Source organism: Bacillus inaquosorum KCTC 13429 (assembly GCF_000332645.1).
GTDB classification, from domain to species: Bacteria; Bacillota; Bacilli; order Bacillales; family Bacillaceae; genus Bacillus; species Bacillus inaquosorum.
Map to the genome: position 1 here is coordinate 221477 of NZ_AMXN01000005.1, position 17343 is coordinate 238819.

Annotated in this window: 5 protein-coding genes; 2 read left to right on the forward strand and 3 right to left on the reverse strand. The window is 46.2% G+C overall.

All coding sequences use genetic code 11. The features are described 5' to 3' along the window. The first annotated feature begins 101 nt into the window (after positions 1–101). A complete protein-coding gene (locus tag BSI_RS06675) occupies positions 102–800 on the forward strand; it encodes an MgtC/SapB family protein (protein ID WP_080030870.1) in 699 nt (232 codons plus the stop codon). A gap of 112 nt (positions 801–912) precedes the next feature. Next, positions 913–2292 carry an alkaline phosphatase gene (locus BSI_RS06665; RefSeq protein WP_050556898.1) on the forward strand — a complete coding sequence of 460 codons (1380 nt, stop codon included), beginning with the start codon at positions 913–915 and terminating at the stop codon, positions 2290–2292. 70 nt (positions 2293–2362) lie between these two features. On the opposite strand, the gene BSI_RS06660 is transcribed toward BSI_RS06665, so the two are convergent. From BSI_RS06660 to BSI_RS06650, 3 genes are read right to left on the reverse strand one after another with little or no spacing between them, the layout of a single operon-like run. Then, complete coding sequence (locus BSI_RS06660; RefSeq protein ID WP_003240104.1) at positions 2363–3364, reverse strand: phosphotransferase enzyme family protein; 1002 nt, start codon at positions 3362–3364, stop codon at positions 2363–2365. Further along, a complete protein-coding gene (locus BSI_RS06655; protein ID WP_003240106.1) occupies positions 3357–9785 on the reverse strand; it encodes a type I polyketide synthase in 6429 nt (2142 codons plus the stop codon). The genes BSI_RS06660 and BSI_RS06655 overlap by 8 nt, the downstream gene beginning before the upstream one ends. 1 nt (position 9786) lies before the next feature. Then, positions 9787–17340 carry a type I polyketide synthase gene (locus BSI_RS06650; protein WP_003240108.1) on the reverse strand — a complete coding sequence of 2518 codons (7554 nt, stop codon included), beginning with the start codon at positions 17338–17340 and terminating at the stop codon, positions 9787–9789. Positions 17341–17343: the final 3 nt, after the last annotated feature.

Below are 17343 nucleotides of genomic sequence, written 5' to 3' on the forward strand. Positions count from 1 at the left end.
AAAGCCATCAAGCGCAGCTTGGTGGCTTTTGTGCCCTTGTTTTGCTATAAATACTGTGAGAAAATCATATTTATTTAAAAACACCTTAGATAAGGGGGAAGTTGCTGTTGAGCTGGTACATTGATCCTGATATTTTATTAAAATTGGGCATTGCCACGTTGATTGGCATGGTCATCGGGCTTGAGCGCGAATTAAAAAATAAGCCGCTCGGATTAAAAACCTGTATCGTTATCGCCGTCAGCTCATGCATGCTGACGATCGTCAGTATTAATGCGGCATATCATTTCCCTAAATACTACCGCATCATGATGGACCCGCTGCGTCTGCCGGCACAAATCATCTCCGGCGTCGGGTTTATCGGAGCTGGTGTCATCTTGCGGAAAAGCAACGATGTCATTTCCGGCCTGACGACATCGGCTATGATCTGGGGGGCTGCGGGGCTCGGGCTGGCAACGGGAGCCGGATTTTATAAAGAAGCGTTTGCCAGTCTTCTGTTCATCCTGATCAGCGTAGAATTTCTGCCATGGGTGGTTAGAAAAATCGGTCCCGACCGCCTGCAGGAAAAAGACATCCGCATCAGAATGTCGCTTTCTGATAAGGACAAAATGACAGAGATTTTAAAAGAAATGAAAAGAAAAGATATCAAAACACACTCCGTCCGGATCGACGACCTGGGCGAAAAGGAATTTCCGATCATGGAAGTAAAGGTCCGCGTCCATAAAAACAGATATACGACAGATGTCTACTATGACATTAAAGACATTGAAGGCGTAGTCGGCGTAAAGTGTGATACATTATAAAAGCCAATGGGACATGAATCCCATTGGCTTTTCGCTGTCATCGAAAAAAACATTGAAGTCTCTATTACTTTCAAATAAAATACATATTAGTAAATAAATATAATAAAAGGAGATGTTCCTCATTACCAAAGCCCGGTTTACAGTAACTGTCGCCCTCATTTTGACTGCTTTCTTAAGTATTTTTGCCATAACAGAATTCATATCCCCTCCTCAATCTCAATCATCCAAGAGCAGCAGCAAGAATCCGAAAAATATTATCTTAATCATCGGAGACGGAATGGGTATGCCAATGATTAACAGCTATAGGACATTAAAAAGCGAAAAGCTGAACACTCCCGTCCAAACAGCATGGGACTCTTATTTAACAGGCATGCAGATGACACATCCTAACGATCCCAGAGACAATATTACTGACTCTTCGGCTGCTGCAACCGCCATGGCAACCGGAACGAAAACATATAACGATGCCATTGCTGTAGACAACAATCATCAGCAGCTCAAAAGCGTAACAGAAGCTGCCAAGGAGAATAAGAAGTCCGTCGGCTTCGTCGTGACTTCGGACTTAACCGACGCCACTCCCGCTGCTTTCGGCGTACATAACATCTCACGGAAAAACTACACTGAAATTGCTGACCAATACTATGATGAACGGATTAATGGATCTCATAAGGTTGATGTTTTACTGGGAGGCGGAGCGAAATATTTCATTCGCAATGACCGAAATCTTGCTGAAGAATTCCAAAAAGACGGCTATCATTATGTGACCACAAAGCAAGACCTGAAAAAAAATCAGCACGATAAGCTGCTCGGACTGTTTGGAGAAGTAGAATTAGATAAAGCGATTGACAGAGAGAACAGTACACCTTCTCTAAAAGACATGACAGAAGCGGCACTCACTCAGTTACAGAAGAACGAAAACGGTTTTTTTATGCTTCTGGAAGGAAGCAATATTGACAATGCAGCCCATGAAAATGACGTGGTGGGCGCTTTGAGCGAAATGGAAGATTTCGAGAAAGGTGTTCAAGCTGCTCTGGATTTTGCGAAAAAAGATAAAGAAACGCTGGTTATTATTACAGCTGACCACTCTACAGGCGGGTTCTCTTACGGCGCAGAGGGAATGACGCGCGAGACCGGCTATAAATGGGATCCTTCCCCAATCATCGCCGCTAAAAAAACGCCGGGCTATATGGCAGAGAAGATCGCTGAAGGCCAAGATGCCGAAAAAGTGCTCAGCACTTATATTGATATAAAGCTGACGGAAAATGAGATCAATCAGGTTAAAAACGCAGTCTCACAATCGAATACAGCCGCTGTCCAAAAAAGCATTCAATTGATTTTTGATAAACGATCTTTTTCAGGCTGGACCACGTTAGCCCACACCGGGGAAGACGTACCGGTTTATGCTTACGGTCCGGGAAAAGAAAAATGGAAGGGGCTTATCGACAATACGCAGCAGGCAAAAAACATTTTTGCCATTTTAGAACAAAAATAAAAAACTCCGGCTCACTGCCGGAGTTTTTTTATTAAGGAGCGCCGCCCCAGAAAGGATCGGCGCAAATTTCTTAAGCTAACTTCGAAAAGTCAAATTCGGTTATCGGCGTTTGATTTTCGATATCGTTTCTGAATCCCTTCAGCATTTCTTTTTCTTCTTCTCCTATTGAATCAAGGTCAAACATTTGGTGGAGCAATCCATAAATCAGCATATGGCGCAGGCGGAGGAAATCCGGGATTTTCTTGAGCCATTCGGCGGCAATTTCATTTTCCTCCCTGTACCCTTTCATAAAATGCGTCATGAATTCTTCAGTAAAGGCTGCTTTATTTTCATATGGGACAACCGGATACCATAGTACATTGTAGAGGAGAATGCTGATATCATTCACAAACCAGTTGTACCCGATATCATCAAAATCAAATGTAGTGATCTTCCCATGATCCCAGTTAAAATTACCATGGTGAAGATCTGCGTGAACAAGGCCGTAGCTGTCACGGTTTTTTGGCAGTTGCCGCAACTCATTCATTAAATCGTCTGCTTGCTGAAAAACCTTTGTCTGATCTTCAGGGACATATTTTCTGAGCTTCAACTGCTCTTCTTCATCCCACTCTTGTCTTTTAAATCTTGGATTGCTCAGTTTATAGCTTTTTGTCAGGCTGTGCATCTTCCCTGTATATCTGCCAAGCTCGAAAAATAGGGTTTCGTTCCACTCAGATTCGTCTACTTTATGACCCGGCGCCTTTTCATACACTCTCAATAAAAATGCTCCGCCGTTTCCGTCCGGCACTTCCTCAACATCCTTACCGTTTAACGACGGGATCGGTTTGGCGACTGAAAGCCCGCCTTCAGCAAGATGATGGAGCCATTCCATCTCTCCCATAATGTAATCCGGCGACCGGCGAATCGTGTGTGTAATCTTTAAAATATAAGATTCATTGTCTTTGGCAAACTCATACACATAGTTTTCCGCATCCGCTAAAAACTGCACTTGATCTCTAGTAAATCCATATATAACGGCAGCTTCTGCCAAAACCTTTTCTTCATCAAATATTGCTTTAATATCTTTATGCATGCTGATTCTCCCTCTTCATATATTTAGACAATTCCCTTATCGTGTGTTTTTTCGCAAGATTCAAATCATCAACATACCAGCCTTTCTTTTCCATCTCTACTTCCATTTTGACAGCGAGCAGCGAATTTCCTCCTAAATCAAAGAAATCGTTGTCAATTCCTACATAATCCAGGTGGAGAATTTCCTTCCAAATATCCAAGAGGATTTTTTGCTGTTCTGTCTCCGGCCCGCTATCTTCTGTTTCAGCTCCTACATGTTCCTTCACTAACAGAGCCCGCAAATGCTCCGGCTGATTGGTATCTAAGGCCATTAAATATGGAGAATGCAAGGATTTTTCAGCATGCAGCACTTCCCAATGAGCGTTTGTGTTTTCCATTAAAGCGGATTGCAATACGTTATCAGCAATCACTTTCGCCTTTTTACGAGGCGCGGGCTGTAAAGAGGACGCCCATTCGATATGTCCGCTTTGATCCTCTACCTCATCGACGGTTATGTGATAAACCGTTTTTAACGGGCCAGCCTCTTCCTTAAAGCGATGCTCAGCCAAAAACTCAGAAAAAGCCCGGTTCTTTTCTGATTTCTTATACTCCAAGGACAACGTCGCAAGCTGTTTATCCCGTGCATATGAAGCAAGGCCTGACAGCACTTTATGTTCAATTCCTTTGCCTAGTGCGCGGCAGCTGAGCAGAAAAGTATCTAGCTTTAATGAATCTTCTGTTCGGATTCCCATGATTGCACCGACGATGCCTTCATCACTGAATCTGTCCGCTGCTTCAACGATCCAGCCGATATGGCCGTCCGTATTGAGCCGCTGGGCAAGCTGCTCTTCACGATAGACTGACGGATTCATATTGAACTGATTAATTCTCGCACTCATCTGAGCAACTCGCGGCAAATGCTCTTCTGTCATCTCAGTCAAGGCGATACGCAAGTGTAAGCCGGAAAGAAATTCTTCAAGCGAACGGGACGTATTCAAATCTATTTTTCTTTCTTGCGCTGCCAAATATCGTTCCGTGCGCTTTTGATCAGCTTCTGTCACTCTGAACCTGTCAAATGCCCAGACATGGTCTAAGAACATCGGAATAGAATCTGTATCAGACGGCAGAAGCAAGGTCAGAACCTCTGGCAGGCGTTCGTTCATTTCCAGGCATTGAGCCGGATCATCATCTAAGAATATGAACCGATCCACTGAAATGTTCAGCTCATCGGCCATTTCTTTCATGTTTCTGGCTTTCTCATTCCAATTAATGCGGGACAGGACAAAGTCCTCTTTCTTCAAAATCATATCTGGATGACGTTCAAACACATTCCAGACGTCTTCTTCATTATTTCTGCTTGAAAGCACAAGGAGCAGACCCTCTTCTTGTTTTCTCTTTAAAAATTGCTGCAGCGCTCGGTGGGCAGGAGTAATCATGACCCCTTCCGCACCAGCTTCAGACACGGTACCGCTCCACAAAGTGCCGTCACAATCGATGGCGGCCGCTTTAAATGGCGGTTTGAGCCATGCCGCAAACTCACGTGCCACCCGTGTTCCCATCGCCGCATAAAATTCTTCAGTAAACGGTATTCTTGCCGCTCTTTCACTTTGCGGGTCAAATATGGCATCAAGCTGGTATGTTTGATGCAGCTGGCGGAGATCAATCAAATGTACATCCGTTTCTCCAGCAAGCTGCGCGATCCAATTCTGCTGGGATTGCACAAGGATGTCCCGGAGCTCCTGCTCTTTCACATTTTCCAGCGGAAGCAATCCAATGAAATAAGGCACTTCCTTTTTCTTTTGTTTCATGATGGCGAGCAGTTCATCTGAATTATATTGAACGTGAGCCATTCTTTCTTCCAAAGAAAGACCTGAATCCCCTGCCATATCCTCAAGGCGAATCAACAGCAGATTGGCACCATTTTTTTGCCGTGACAGCAAGCTTTCTTCATTAAGCAATTCTTGAAACACCTGACCGTAAGGAGACAGCTTTATATCTAGATTGATATCAAACTGTTCGCCCCACCATTTTAGGTAAGGCACAATCGGATCAGCCGTAAAATTGGAACAAATGGTTAATGGGCACGAGATGACTCGGTTTGACTCTCTCTCCCTTTTCCGCTCGGCCTCTTCCTGCTCTTTTTGGCTCAGCACCGGAATGTCCTTTATGCGTTTTTCAGGCTCTTCTGCAGCTTTTTCAGCAAGAGAGATAAAATGAGAAACAAATGCCTGCATGGATTCATGAGTGAAAAGGGACCGGTTGTATTGAAGCACACATTTAAGCTCTCCCGTCACTTCCTTCACGACGTCCATTTTCATATCAAGCTTTGAAATGCCCTTTGCGAATTCGTATGTTTCAAATGTTAATCCGCCAGCCTCTATTTTTATATTCGGGTCATACTCATTGTGATAGATCAGCATGGTATCAAAGAAAGGGTTGCGGTTCGGCTTGATCACCGGCTGCAGCGCTTCTGCCATTTGATCGTATGGATAATCCTGGTGGTCATAAGCTTCAAGCAGAGTTTGTTTTGTGTGTTGAAGGTTGCCGGCAAACGACTCTTCAGGATTCAAATGAATTTTGATCGGCAAAAAGTTTGTAAACATGCCGATCGTATTCTCAATATCCGCATGTCGCCGGCCTGCCACCAATGACCCAATCATCAGCTCCTGCTGTTTTGTATAGCTGGACAAAAGCATGGCATAGAGCTGAAACAGGATGACATTGTTGGTCAGCTGCTGCGCCTCTCCGATTTTCTCAAGCTTTTCTAAAACGCGAGGCGGGATTGTAAACTTAATTGCCCTACCTAAAAAGCTTTGTTCCTTTCGTTCATAATCAAGAGGCATATTCAGCACAGGCACTTCACCCTCAAGCTGCTTCAGCCAATACTCTTTTTGGCGTTTAAACATGTCACTATTAAAAAATGTCTGCTGCCACTCCGCATAATCTTTATACTGAATGATTTTTTCCGGGAGCTGTTCCCCTCTATATAATTGGGTAAATTCTTTTATAAAAATATTCATCGAGGCGCCGTCCGCCACAATATTATGCATATCAACAAGCAACGCATGTTTTTCTTCCTCAATTTTGACGAATTTCACCCGAATTAATGGAGAGACCTTAAGATCAAATGGCCGTATAAATGAACTGATTTCGTCATCAAGCTCATCCATTTTCGCTTCGGTTTGTTCAATCGAAAAATCAAAGTTCTGATGGATTCTCTGCACAGGTTCTCCATCCTTAATTTCAAACGTTGTACGCAGTGTTTCATGCCTTTCGATCAGCTTTTTGAATGTGTCCTCGAAGCGGGCGGCATCAATTTTTCCGAAGCACAAAAGAGCCATCGGCATGTTATATGTGGTGACTTGCCCGATTCTCTGATGAATCAAATACGTTCTCCGCTGTGCTGCTGACAGCCTGTATACGTCTTTTTTCTCTGAAGGCTGAATGGATGTATATTGATTTCGGTCAGAGCGCTCAATAAGTGCGGCAAGCGCACGGATTGTCGGGTGCTGGAACACGTCGCTTAGCGTAAGCTCCGCTCCAAATTCCTTGTGAATGCGGGAAATCAGACCAGTGGCGTTCAATGAATGCCCGCCTGTTTCAAAGAAATGGGTATCTAATGTGACACGCTTGACTCCGAGAATGTCCTTCCACATAGCTGCCAAGACTGCCTCTGTCTCATTAAATTGAACATCTGATTCTGTATCCGCTGTCTGCCCGTCATTTGCTTGCTCAGGCACCAAAAGCTGAAAATTTTCTGCCACCGGTGTTCCCGACTGTTCATTTGTCCGGCCAATCCAATATCTTTCTCTTTCGAAAGGATACGTTGGAAGCGGAATAAGCTGGCATTGCTCCTGATCATAAAAAGCTGTCCAATCGACCGGCACCCCGTGCAGCCACATCTCACCCAGTCTGCTCAGCAAGTAACGGTAATCAGAAGCTGCCTCCTTTGGATGCCTCATCAGCTGGATTGCAATGTGCTGCTTGTCCTCTGCCTGATACAATTTGCTGACAAACGAACGCAGCGCATTTCCAGGGCCAACCTCTATAAAAATTGGATCCAGTTCTTCTTTTAAGCGTTTTGCGCAGTTCATAAATCTGACGGTTCCCCGCAAGTGATCAGCCCAATATGACGGATCTCCAGCTTCCTCATCAGTGATCCAGTCTCCGGTTACATTTGAGACAAACGGGATCTTTTGTTTTTTAAATTGATAGGCTGAGAGCTTTTGTTTCATGCTTTCTAAAACCGGTTCCATCATATACGAATGGAAGGCATGTGATGTATGAAGCTTTCTGCAGCTGTGTCCTTCCGCGTTCAGCTTCCTTTCCAATGCATCAATCGCACTTGATTCTCCTGATACAACACATGAATTCGATGCATTCACAGCAGCGATTGAAATGGTTCCGTCTGTATACGGTTTGATGTCTGCTTCGCTTAAGGAAACGCTAAGCATAGAACCGGACGGCAGATTTTGGAGTGCTGCCCCTCGATAGCTGACGATGTCAAGAGCATCTTCCAATGAGAGCACACCGGAAATGGCTGCAGCCGTATACTCACCGATGCTGTGTCCCGCCATTGCTTTCGGCTTAATTCCCCAGTGGATCAGCATTTTTGCAAGTGAATATTCGATACAGAACAGCAGAGGCTGCGTATATTCAGTTTGGTTAATCAGTTTTGCATCATGCTGATTATTGTCAGAGAAAAGCACCGTGCGCGGATCTGTGTCCATATGATTTTTTAATATGTCAAAACAGGCATCGAGCTCTTCCTTAAAAATCGGTACAGTATCGTAAAGCCCTTTAGCCATATCAACATACTGCGCCCCCTGTCCCGGAAAAAGAAAGACAACGGGCCGGCTTGCAGATTGAGAGCTGCCGGTTTTAACAGACTCATAGTCATTTTCATGAATAGCCTGAAGAAGCTCAGGCACATCCGCTGCCACAATCGCTTTTTTATAAGGAAACGAATGACGCCCTACTTTGAGGGTATATGCCGCGTCTGCCAAATTGGCCTGCGGATTTTTCACGAAATAGTTTGACAGCCGGTCTGTCATGCTGTTTAAAGCGGCCGGTGTTTTGGCTGACAGCAATAAGAGTTCAGCGTCATGTCTTTCCGCTGCCTTTTGCTGTGCCGGCGCTTCCTCTAAAATGACATGGGCATTTGTTCCCCCAATGCCAAATGAGCTAACGCCCGCTCTGCGCGGGAACTCATTTTCTTCCCAAGGGGTGAGTTTCGTATTGACGACAAATGGTGATTGCTCAAAATCGATTTTGGCGTTTGGCTTTTCGAAATTCAGAGTCGGCGGAATCACTTTATGCTTTAAGCTTAGAACTGCTTTCATAAATCCAGCTACACCAGACGCATCATTTAAATGACCGATGTTGGATTTGACAGAACCAATTCTGCAGTAGCCGCGACGGTCCGTTTGGTAAGCTTGTTTTAATGCTTCAATTTCTATCGGATCACCGAGTGTCGTCCCTGTGCCGTGAGCCTCGACATAGGTAATGGTTTCAGGCTCCACCTCGGCCATGTGCAGGGCTGTTTTGATCGCTGTTACCTGGCCTTTGGTGCTCGGCGCTGTATATCCAACCTTTCTGCTGCCGTCATTATTGATCGCAGTACCTTTTATTACTGCATAAATATGATCTCCGTCTGCTTCAGCATCTTCAAGCGTTTTTAAAATGACCGCTCCTGCCCCGTCTCCAAATACTGTGCCTGCCGCCTCATCATCAAAGACGCGGCAATGCCCGTCTGGAGAATGGATCATACCTTCTTGGTAGAGATACCCGGATTTTTGCGGGAGGCGGATAGAGACTCCGCCTGCAACCGCCATATGGCAGTCCCCATTTAACAAAGCCTGAGCAGCAAGGTGAATAGAGACCATCGAGGTTGAGCAAGCAGTCTGCACCATCATGCTCGGCCCTTTCAGGTTAAGCTTATAAGAAATAAGTGTTGCCATGTAATCTCTCATATTCAAAACGGCTGTTTCCAGCGTCTTTGAGTCTTCTCCAGACTTTGCTCCCTGAAGAGCCCTCAGCACCCATTCTGCATTGAGGCCCGCTCCGGTATAAAGGCCGATCTGCCCTTTATAAGTGAAAGGATCGTAGCCGGCGTCTTCCAAGGCCGTCCACACGCATTCATGAAAGATACGGAACTGCGGATCCATCATGGCAGCTTCCTTCGGCGTATAATCAAAGAAGCCGGCATCAAACAGATCTACATCCTCCACAATTCCTTTTGCTTTGACAAATCGCGGATCATTCAGCAGTTCTTCATTAACCCCCTCTTCTCTCAGCTCCTCATCAGTGAAAAAAGAAATCGTCTCTTTCGCATTTTTTAAATTGCTCCAAAACTCCTGCACGTTTTTTGCTCCCGGAAATCGGCCTGCCATACCGATTACCGCAATTTCAGCTCCATGATTCGCATAATGAGAATTACTCATTCTATTCGCCGCCTCTCAATCTTTTATCTCGCTGATTGCGTATCCGCGTTTTTCTCTGTCCCTTGGATACAGCCGCCATTTCTTCTTTCTCCTCTTCACTTTCTTCTTGATCAGGACTGATAAATTGCGCTAAAGCAGCTACAGACGGGTATGTGAATAAAGTCACCACAGCCTCGTTGGTTCCCAATTCTTTATTTAAACGGTTTGTCACTTGTACAATGTCTAAAGAGCTGGCTCCCAAATCAAAAAAGTTATCATGTATGCCGACTTGCTCCAGACCCATGAAATCTTGCCAAATGCCGCATATGACCTGTTCTGTTTTGTTGCGGGGGGCGACATACGGATTATTCAATTCAGGTCGGGTGTGTAAGGCGCCCGTCTTCTTCTCCTCTTTCGCTATGCTATCGGCATTCATGGATATCCATTGCTTCATTCTGTGTCCCAAATCACCTGTTGAAACTAATAAATGGCGATTGTTGATATCTGACAGCACATATTGAAAAAGAGCTGCTCCTTCTTCAGGCAAAATGGCAAGTTCAGCAATAGATTCTCCGATAGTAGATTCAAGCTGGCCCCAGAAGTTCCATGCATCCCAGTTCACGCAAACCCAAGGAGTCTTGCTGCGCTGATTTACCCTCGCCGCAAAAGCATCCATATAAATATTCGCTGCAGAATAAGCTGAGAAACCGAGACCTCCAAGCAAAGCACTAATCGATGAAAATAAGAAACAAAAATCTATATTTTCGTTTTCTAATAGAGATTCAAGCACTTTCAATCCTCTGACTTTAGACTGGAACTGGTCTTCTCCGCCTTCAATCGTTGCAGGTATATCTGTAATCGCCCTGAAAGACGAACTTCCCGGAAGCCCGGCAGCGTGAAAGACGCCGTTCAGCTGGCCAAACTCAGTATGAACCTTTCTCATAACAGCCTGCATATCCGACAGGCTTCCCGCATCTGCCTGAAGAGCTGTCACCTTTGCGCCTAACCGTTCCAATTCTTTTATTTTCAGGATTTTCGCCTTAATCGGATCATCTTCCTCATGTTTCTCGCACCAGCTTTCCCACTGGCTGCGCTGCGGAAGTTCACTTCTTCCTGTCAGAATCAGACGGACGTTTCCTTCTTGTGCAAGCAGCTTTGATAACACAAATCCGATTCCGCCAAGCCCTCCCGTAATAAGATAAACACCTTTCGGGCGGATCATATTCGGCAAGCCGGACGCTTTATTTAACTGAACAGGCTGATACATCTGCACCCATCGGCGGCGGTTTCGGTATGCGATAATTTGATCCTCGCCCGCTGCATCAGTTTCCGTCAGGATTTGGTCAATCAACTCCTCTTCTTTCCATGTCAATGTATCCGGTAAAGGAGGAATGTCGATGTTCCAGCACTTCAAATGGTTATATTCCTGCGGGATGACTTTCAACGGCCCCAAAATCGTCGATTTTTCAGCATTGATTTGTTCTTCTCCAGTCACCTCATGAATCCCGCTTGTCAGCACAAACATATTACATTCGTTCATTTGTTTTTGATTAGATGCCGCCTGTGCAGTGAAAATCAAACTATAATAGCCGTGTTCACTGTACGTGCTGAAAGTTTTGGAGGATTCCCCTTGCTCCGAAACACTCCACAGATGCATCATACAGTTTGGAAGTAGCCCGTCTGAAGCAAGTGAAGAAAATAAACGCTCATAATGTGTCCCATCAGCTGGATTGATGACATACAATCCGCTGTTTATTTTTTTGAATTGCCGGTCTCTCGTGACAATTACGGTCTCATGTCCTTGGCGGCGTATCGCTTGCACCAGCCGATCTCCAAAGGCTGTTCCTTCATGGAAAACCAGGGTTTTTCCGCTTTCAGCTGGCTGCTCTTTCTTTCGGCTGTCAGCGGACTTGATCTTTCTTTCCCATGACGGCAGATAGAACCATTGATCCATCGGTTTCTTTTTATTCCATTCATCAACTGCGGTGAAAGCAGCCGCATTGTCAGCCGCTTCTATCCAATAGCGTTTTTTCTCAAAAGGATAAGGCGGAAGCGATATCAGACGCTTAGGCTTATCACCGCCATACTGCCTCCAGTCAATTTCACAGCCGCAGACCCAAAGCTGACCTAATTTCTTCAAGAAATAGGAATGATCATGCGCTGGTTCTTGAACATGTCTGACGAGATTGACGATGTCATGCTGGCTAGATCTCTTCTTATGCCTTCTGGCAAATGTGCTTAACGTGCTGCCCGGTCCGACTTCTATTAACAGAACGTTATCGTCACTCAAAATCTGTTCTAATCCTTCATGGAAGCGGACTGTGCCTCTTAAGTGCTGAGACCAATAAGCCGGGTCTGCTGCTTGTTCCGGTGTTATCCATGTTCCCGTTACATTCGAAACAAATGGAATCCGAGGGGTGTTCATATCCTGTTGCTTTACAATCGCGGCAAATTCCTCAAGAATGGGTTCCATCATATAAGAATGAAAAGCGTGAGAAGTATGCAGCTGGCGGCCGGCAACGCCCTTTTCTTCAAGGAGAACCGCAAACGTCTCAATGTCTTCGCTTTTTCCGGATACTACGCATAAGTCATGAGCATTGACAGCCGCAAGTGACAGACTGTTCGTAAGCAGCGGCTGCAGCTCTTCCTCTGATAGCTGAACACTCATCATTGCTCCAGATTCCAGCTGCTGCATCAGCCTTCCCCGCTCCATTACGAGCGTTAAAGCCGTGTCTAATGAGAACACGCCTGACAGGCATGCAGCAGTGTATTCACCAATGCTGTGTCCAATCATATAATCCGGTGAGATGCCTGCACTTTGCAGCAGCTTTGCGAGCGCGTATTCAAAGATGAACAGCAGCGGCTGCACAACAGCGGTCTCCGTCAGCTTCGCCCCATCATTTGAATCTGGGAAGACGATCGCCTTCAAATCAATTTGTTGTGACTTCTGTGCGAAGGCAAAACAGCGGTCCGCTTCTTTCTGAAATACAGGTTCAGCTTCATATAAATCTTTCATCATATCAATATACTGAGAGCCTTGCCCGGAGAACATAAAGGCAGTCGGGCGCCCGCTGTGTCTTTGATAGGCTGTGAGCTCTGCACCGCTTTCCCATTCCGTTGATTTTGAGAGCACGACCGCTTTTCGGTATGAAAATTGTTTTCTGCCAACTTGCAAGGTGTATGCCACATCCTCTAACGGAACGTTTGGATGCGTTCGAAGAAATTCCTTCAATCGATTTGTCATCTGCTCTAAGGCTGTGTCTGTTTTTGCTGACAGAACTAGCAAATGCCGCTGGCTCTCGGAAGCTTCTCTGCCTGACTCCGGCTCTTCTTCCAGTACAATGTGCGCATTTGTGCCGCCAATTCCGAAGGAGCTGACACCCGCCCGCCTTGGATCAGCGGATTCCTTCCAGTATGTCGCTTCGGTATTGACATAAAATGGCGTCCGGTCAAAATGAATATGCGGATTAGGTGTTGTGTAGTTCAAGCTTGGCAAAATTGTTTTATGTTTTAGCGATAAAACGGCCTTAAAGAGTCCGGCAATCCCGGCAGCGCTGTTTAAATGTCCAACATTGCTTTTCACTGACCCGATTGGAATTGACATTGGCCTGCCACTTTTAAAAACCTGGCTCAGCGCTTCCATTTCGATTGGATCACCCATTTTTGTACCGGTTCCGTGAGCTTCGATATACCCTACTGTGTTCGGATCAATCCCTGCATTCTCATATGCATTCTTTAACACTTCGGCCTGGCCTTCTACGCTCGGGGCGGTAAAACCAACTTTTCGGCTTCCGTCATTATTCATTCCGACCCCTTTTATGACCGCATAAATGGTATGCCCTTCTTTAACGGCGTCCTCATATCTTTTTAAAACGACAATCCCCGCGCCATCGCCAAAAACTGTGCCGCCTGCATCCTCATCAAAAGGACGGCAATGCCCATCAGGTGATTGAATCATGCCATCCTGATAAACATAGCCTGACCGCAAAGGTGTGCTGACAGTTACGCCTCCCGCAAGCGCCGCGTCACATGCTCCGTTTTGCAGCGCTTGACATGCCGCTCCAATATTGACTAAAGAAGTGGAGCAGGCTGTTTGCATTGTGATGCTCGGCCCATGCAGGTTTAATTTATAAGCAAGCTGGGTACTGAAAAATTCTCTGTCATTTAACAGCATGGAGCTAAACTGTTCAGTCCCATCCAGTTTCCCTGCGAAACGTGTAATCCATTCGAGGTTCGGGCTTGTCCCAGTGTAGACGCCGATTTTCCCTGTTGTCCGCTCAGGGTCGCAGCCCGCATCTTCTAAGGCCTCCCAGGCACATTCATGTAAAAGCCTGAATTGCGGATCCATCAATTCTGCTTCTCTTGAGGAATATTGGAAAAAATCCGCATCAAACATATCAGAGTTCTCGATGATCCCCTTCGCTTTTACATAATCGGGGTGCTGCAAGAGCTGGTCATCAATGCCTGACGCTTTTAATTCTTCATCCGTAAAGAAGCTGATAGTTTCTTTGCCGTTTACGAGATTATTCCAAAACTCATCCAAATTGCCGGCTCCCGGAAAACGCCCTGCCATACCGATAATCGCGATATCAGATCCCTGACCGTTCAGACGGCTTTGCGACACCTTTTGATGCTGCGTCATTTCTGGCTGCCCGGCCTTCGTTTGAACCTGTTGATGAAGATGCTTCGCCAGGCTGCGAACTGCGGCAAATTGATAAAGCAGAACTGGTTCCACCTTCCAATTCAACTGATCTGTTAATTTTGCCGCTAATTGAGAGATATCAAGCGACGTAGCCCCCAGCTCAAAAAACGGCGCATCATCGTCAAGCTCATTGAATCCAAAATGCTTTATGACAATTTCTCTGATTGTCTTTTCAATAGCAGATAACGGCATTGCACGAAACGGTTCTGCCGGCTGGTGAGGCTCATCTTCTTCAAGTTCAGCCCGTACTAAGCCGTCAGGCAACGGGAAATGCTGCTTTGTAAAAGGGTAAGTCGGCAGAGCTAACCTTTTATTATGCTGAGGTTCATGCAGGACGCTGAAATCAACCTCAGACCCGAGACTCCACAACGCTCCGTATATATGTAACTTTAAAACGTCTGTGTGTCCTTGTGTGCCGAGATCACCTGTCATGCCAATTGATTGGCGCTCTGTAAACACTGATGCCCCCTGAGTCAAACGCAGGTCTATGCAAATAGCAGGTTCCTCCCGCAAACAAGACGAGATGTGTTCAAAAAACCGTATCGGCTTGCAGATTTGGCCGGCCCAATAACTGGCATCCGCTGCTTCGTCATCTGTTATCACTTTTCCAGTGACAGATGAAACGACTGGAATGTCTGGTGACTTCATGTCCAGCGTGCCAAGGAAGTGCATGAATTCTTCCGCAGCGTCGACCAGCAGATCCGATTGATACGCGATATCCCCATCAAATAACTCAGCAGCAATCCCTTTTTGTTCAAGCCGCTCCTTCAGCTGATACACATCCTCTGGCAAACCGGAGACGGCACAATACCGCTCATCAATCAGCGCAAGGGATAATGATTTTTCTAAGTATTGAACGATATCCGGTTCTGACAGGCTGACACCGAGCATTTTTCCTGCCGGCGACATACTGATTAACTCTCCGCGTTTATATGCGGCTGCGGCCCCTTCTTCAAAGGAAAACATCCCTGCCGCGCAGGCCGCCGTAAACTCCCCGAATCCCCGCCCGATAAAGCGGTCTGGTGTTATGCCGATGTGCTGTAAGAAACGGACTGCGGCGTATTCCATGATGAACGACACCGCATGGACCAATCCCAGATTTTCCTCTTCCCGGTACGTTTCTGGAGCAGAAATACATGCTTTAAAGAAGCTGAGTACATCCTGCTGAAAAGCATTTTGCACCTTTTCAAGGCAAGCATCGACTTCTTTTTTGAACAGGTTTTCCGTGCGGTACAGCTGTGCATATCGGCCAAAGCCCTCTTGAACGTCTCCCGCAAATACAAACATGGTGCTGCTTGGAACAACCGCCGATTCGGTGATTTGTTTTTTATGCCGATGTTCAGAAAGCTGATCAAGAAGATCCTTTTGATGTGAAGCAACAAAGGAGATTCTGTACTGGAATTGCTTTCTGCCAAGCTGTAACGTACGGGCTATGGCTGGCAGCGGCGCTTTCGGGTTCCGGCGAAGAAAATCAGCCAATTGATCCATTGAACGGGTAAGCTCCTGCCTTGTTCTCGCAGAAAGAACAACAAGCTCAGGACCGCCGGCTGGCATTTCATCAGTATGAGATGGGGGCTCTTCAAGGACAACGTGAGCATTAGCGCCGCCGATTCCAAAGGCGCTCACGCCGGCTCTTCTCGGCCCTTGCAGAGATTCCCATTCAGTCAGCTCTGTATTTACAAAAAACGGCGTGTTCTCAAACTTGATGCGCGGGTTCGATTTTTGATAGTGAAAAGCGGGCGGCAGCATTTTATGATGGAGAATCATAACGGTTTTTATAAATCCCGCTACCCCGGAGGCGGCGTCCAGATGCCCGATATTCGCTTTGACAGAACCAATTCGGCAATATGCTTTTTTATCTGTATTGAAAGCACGGGTCAGCGCCTCAATTTCAATCGGATCTCCGACAGGCGTTCCTGTCCCGTGGGCCTCAACATAACCAATGCTTTCCGGTTCCGTTTCCGCCATCTCCATAGCTGTGGCAATGACATTCGCCTGGCCTTCAGCACTTGGAGCCGTATACCCAGCCTTATTGTTTCCATCATTATTAATTGCAGAGCCCTTGATGACCGCATAAATCACATCACCGTCAGCTTGTGCGTCTTTCAATCGCTTTAACGCCACCACTCCGGCTCCTTCACCAAAAATGGTTCCGTTCGCCTTTTCGTCAAACGGACGGCAATGACCATCTGCTGAATAGATCATTCCTTCCTGATAAAGGTACCCAGATATATGCGGCAGGCTCAGGGTAACACCTCCGGCTAATGCAAGGTCACATTCTCCTCCAATCAAGCCCTGGCACGCCATATGTATCGCGACAAGAGAAGTCGAGCAAGCGGTTTGAACTGATACACTCGGCCCTTTCAAATTAAGTTTATAAGCGATTCGTGACGCAAACGACGAATCATTTAAATGCATGATTTGAAAAGCGTCTTCATTCTTATGAAGAGAAGACATATGACGGCCCATCCAGGACAAATTGCTGGAAGCACCAGCATACAGCCCGATCAGCCCGTTAAACCGTTCAGCGTCACAGCCCGCATGCTCCAGCGCCTCCCAGGTACATTCATGCATGAGTCTGATTTGCGGATCCATCAAGGCAGCTTCTCTCGGTGAATAGCCGAAAAACTCCGCGTCAAAGTCCGAAACCTCATCAATGATCGGTTTTGCTTTTACATATGCCTCTTGACGAAGCAGCGTCTCATCTACCCCGGCTTCTTTTAGTTCTTCATCGGTAAATTGAGTGACCGATTCTATTCCTTTTGAAATGTTGCTCCAATACTCATCAATGTTTGCCGCGCCTGGAAACTTGCCCGCCATACCGACTACCGCTATTTCCAGTCCTGTTTCTGTCCATTGTTTCTCGTCAGCCATGGA

Coding starts and splice junctions, on each gene's coding strand:
- BSI_RS06665 (WP_050556898.1), top strand. CDS start 913: ATGTTCCTCATTACCAAAGCCCGGTTTACAGTAACTGTCGCCCTCATT.
- BSI_RS06660 (WP_003240104.1), bottom strand. CDS start 3,364: ATGCATAAAGATATTAAAGCAATATTTGATGAAGAAAAGGTTTTGGCA.
- BSI_RS06655 (WP_003240106.1), bottom strand. CDS start 9,785: ATGAGTAATTCTCATTATGCGAATCATGGAGCTGAAATTGCGGTAATC.
- BSI_RS06650 (WP_003240108.1), bottom strand. CDS start 17,340: ATGGCTGACGAGAAACAATGGACAGAAACAGGACTGGAAATAGCGGTA.